At 42.8% G+C, this 3,355-nt stretch carries 3 protein-coding genes; all 3 read left to right on the top strand.

Going from position 1 to position 3,355, the window contains the following annotated elements:
- The coding region (locus tag HMPREF2794_RS22680) for a polysaccharide biosynthesis protein (protein ID WP_070752786.1) at positions 1-1,707 on the top strand (1,707 nt) is incomplete at its 5' end.
- Positions 1,708-1,732: 25 nt separating this feature from the next.
- Positions 1,733-3,049, top strand: coding sequence for a nucleotide sugar dehydrogenase (locus HMPREF2794_RS22675; RefSeq protein ID WP_070752784.1), 1,317 nt, complete (start codon positions 1,733-1,735; stop codon positions 3,047-3,049).
- A 4-nt stretch (positions 3,050-3,053) separates the two neighbouring features.
- Positions 3,054-3,355: GDP-mannose 4,6-dehydratase (locus tag HMPREF2794_RS22670; RefSeq protein WP_139147289.1), on the top strand; the 302-nt coding region annotated here is incomplete at its 3' end.

Here is a 3,355-nt window from a genome sequence, read left to right as displayed (position 1 = left end):
AATACGATCCGTTTTTCCCAGTTGAAGGAATTGTGGCGACTGGCGGGGAGTGCACTGATAAAGGCCGTCTGCATAGCAATTGCCATCTGGTTTCTTCTGCCTCAGACAGGAATGCACAACAGTCAGAAAATTGTATTCGTACTGTTCGATGGCATGCTAACTTTTATTGTTATGGTAGGGTTCCGTATCCAGTTGATTCTGATTTATGAGTTCTTGCTGAATTTGCTGAATAAGAAGAATATGCATATTCTGATCTATGGTATCGATGATAAAAGTGTGGCATTGAAAGTCCGTCTAATGAACAGCTCCCACTATAAAGTTGTAGGTTTTTGCATTTATGGAACAGGCGACTCTATCCGGCGTGTGGCTGACCTTCCCGTTTATTCTTTTAAGGATGAAGAATGTTTCAACAAGCTTATTCATAAGAAATGTATCGGAGGCATCCTGTTTGCCCGCTATGAAAATACCCGTGAAGAGGAAGACCGCCTGCTTCAGTATTGTAAAAGGAGCGGATTGAAGACACTCATATCTCCAAGTATTAGTGAGGCCGATGAAAACGGAAGTTTCCATCAATGGGTACGTCCTATCAAGATTGAGGACTTGCTGGGTCGCTCAGAAATTCATATTAATATGGAGGAAGTGATGACCGAGTTCTGTGGCAAGGTCGTGTTGGTAACGGGAGCTGCCGGTAGTATTGGTAGCGAGCTTTGCCGGCAACTGGCTCAGATGAATATTAAGAAACTGATTATGTTTGACTCCGCCGAGTCTCCTTTGCATAATGTCCGTTTGGAATTTGAGAAGAATTATCCCGGTCTTGATTTTGTTCCTGTCATTGGAGATGTCCGCGTGAAAGAACGTCTTCGTATGGTGTTCGATATCTATCAGCCTCAGATAATCTTTCACGCTGCTGCATATAAGCATGTTCCTTTGATGGAGGAAAACCCCTGTGAAGCTGTATTGGTCAATGTTGTCGGTTCCCGTCAGGTTGCCGATATGGCAGTTGAATACGGAGCTGAGAAGATGATCATGGTTTCTACCGATAAGGCTGTGAATCCTACTAATGTCATGGGATGCTCGAAACGATTAGCCGAAATCTATGTACAGAGTCTGGGATGTGCTATCCGTGAGGGCAAAGTGAAAGGCCATACCAAATTTATCACTACCCGCTTTGGCAATGTATTGGGTAGTAACGGCTCTGTCATTCCCCGTTTTAAAGAACAGATCGAGAATGGTGGTCCCGTCACAGTGACTCATCCTGATATCATCCGTTTCTTTATGACAATTCCCGAAGCTTGTCGCCTGGTGATGGAGGCTGCTACGATGGGTGAAGGCAATGAGATTTTTGTTTTTGAGATGGGCAAGGCCGTGAAGATTGTCGACCTGGCTACCCGTATGATTGAACTTGCCGGTTATCGTCCCGGTGAAGATATTGAGATCAAGTTTACGGGCTTGCGTCCCGGTGAGAAGCTTTATGAAGAAGTCTTGAGTGATAAGGAGAATACGATTCCTACCGAGAATAAGAAGATAATGATAGCTAAGGTACGTCACTATGAATATGCTGACATCCTTGATACTTATACAGAGTTTGAGAAGCTATCCCGTACGGTAAAGATCATGGATACAGTGAAGCTGATGAAGAAAGTGGTACCTGAGTTTAAATCCAAGAATTCACCTCGATTTGAAGTTCTGGATAAGCAACCGGAATAATCTATAACACTAACATAAATCAACAATGGATACAAAAGATTTGAAGATTGCTGTTGCAGGTACCGGCTATGTTGGTCTTAGCATAGCAACGCTTTTGTCGCAACATCACCAGGTGACGGCAGTCGATGTGATTCCTGAGAAAGTAGATATGCTCAATCGTAAACAACCACCTATTCAGGATGAGTATATAGAGAAGTATTTGTCTGAAAAGGCATTGAATCTAACCGCCACGCTTGACGGTGCCAAGGCATACAGTGACGCTGATTTTGTGGTCATTGCGGCTCCTACTAACTATGATCCTGTGAAGAATTATTTCGATACCCATCATATAGAGGATGTCATAGACCTGGTTTTAAGTGTCAATCCTGATGCTGTGATGGTAATCAAGTCTACTATTCCTGTTGGATATTGCCGGGGACTTTATTTGAAGTATGCCCGTAAGGGGGTCAGGAAGCTTAACCTGCTTTTTTCTCCTGAGTTTCTTCGTGAGAGTATGGCTCTTTATGATAACTTATATCCAAGTCGTATCATTGTTGGCTATCCAAAACTGATTGATGGCGAGCAGTTTGACGAGGAAAACGAAGCAATTAAGTCCATTGCTGATGTTCCCGCCCTAGGGAAAGCTGCGCATACTTTCGCAGCATTGCTTCAGGAAGGTGCAATCAAGAAAGATATTCCTACTCTTTTTATGGGCATAAAGGAGGCGGAAGCTGTCAAACTGTTTGCTAATACCTATCTTGCTTTGCGTGTCAGTTATTTTAATGAGCTTGATACTTACGCAGAGATAAAAGGTCTGGATTCCCAGTCGATAATACAGGGTGTTGGACTGGACCCTCGTATTGGTACGCACTATAATAATCCTAGTTTTGGTTATGGCGGTTATTGTTTACCGAAAGATACGAAACAACTCTTGGCTAACTATCAGGATGTACCTCAGAACATGATGAGTGCTATTGTCGAAAGTAACCGTACAAGAAAAGACTTCATAGCAGATCAAGTGCTGCGTAAAGCGGGGTATTATACTGCCTCCTGTTCATGGGATGCCCAGAAAGAGCAAAAAATAACCATTGGCGTATATCGTCTGACCATGAAGTCCAATTCTGACAACTTCCGTCAAAGTGCCATTCAGGGGATTATGAAACGTATCAAGGCGAAGGGCGCTACTATTGTAATTTACGAGCCTGCTATGCAGGATGGTGAAACATTCTTTGGTAGCCAAGTGGTCAATAACCTGATCAAATTCAAGGAAATAAGTCAGGCCATCATCGCCAACCGCTACGATTCTTGTCTGGATGATGTGAAAGACAAGGTATATACTCGTGACATTTTCCAAAGGGATTAACTTTATGGTAACATACAATGTTAGTTTAGAGAACAAAGTGGTTTTGGTGACTGGTGCAGCCGGTTTTATCGGAGCCAATTTGGTAAAACGCTTGCTGAATGAATTTGATAGCGTGAAGGTTGTCGGTATTGATAGTATTACCGAATATTATGATGTACGTTTAAAATATGAACGCTTACAAGAATTGTCTGCTTACGGTGACAGATTTGTTTTCATAAAAGACAATATTGCCAAGAAAGAAATCGTTGACTCCATCTTCACTGACCACCACCCTCAGGTAGTCGTGAATCTTGCTGCTCAAGCCGG

Source organism: Bacteroides sp. HMSC067B03 (genome assembly GCF_001811315.1).
Taxonomy (GTDB): Bacteria; Bacteroidota; Bacteroidia; order Bacteroidales; family Bacteroidaceae; genus Bacteroides; species Bacteroides faecis.
The sequence above is the reverse complement of the archived record's forward strand: the minus strand, read 5'-3'. Positions and strand labels throughout refer to the sequence as shown.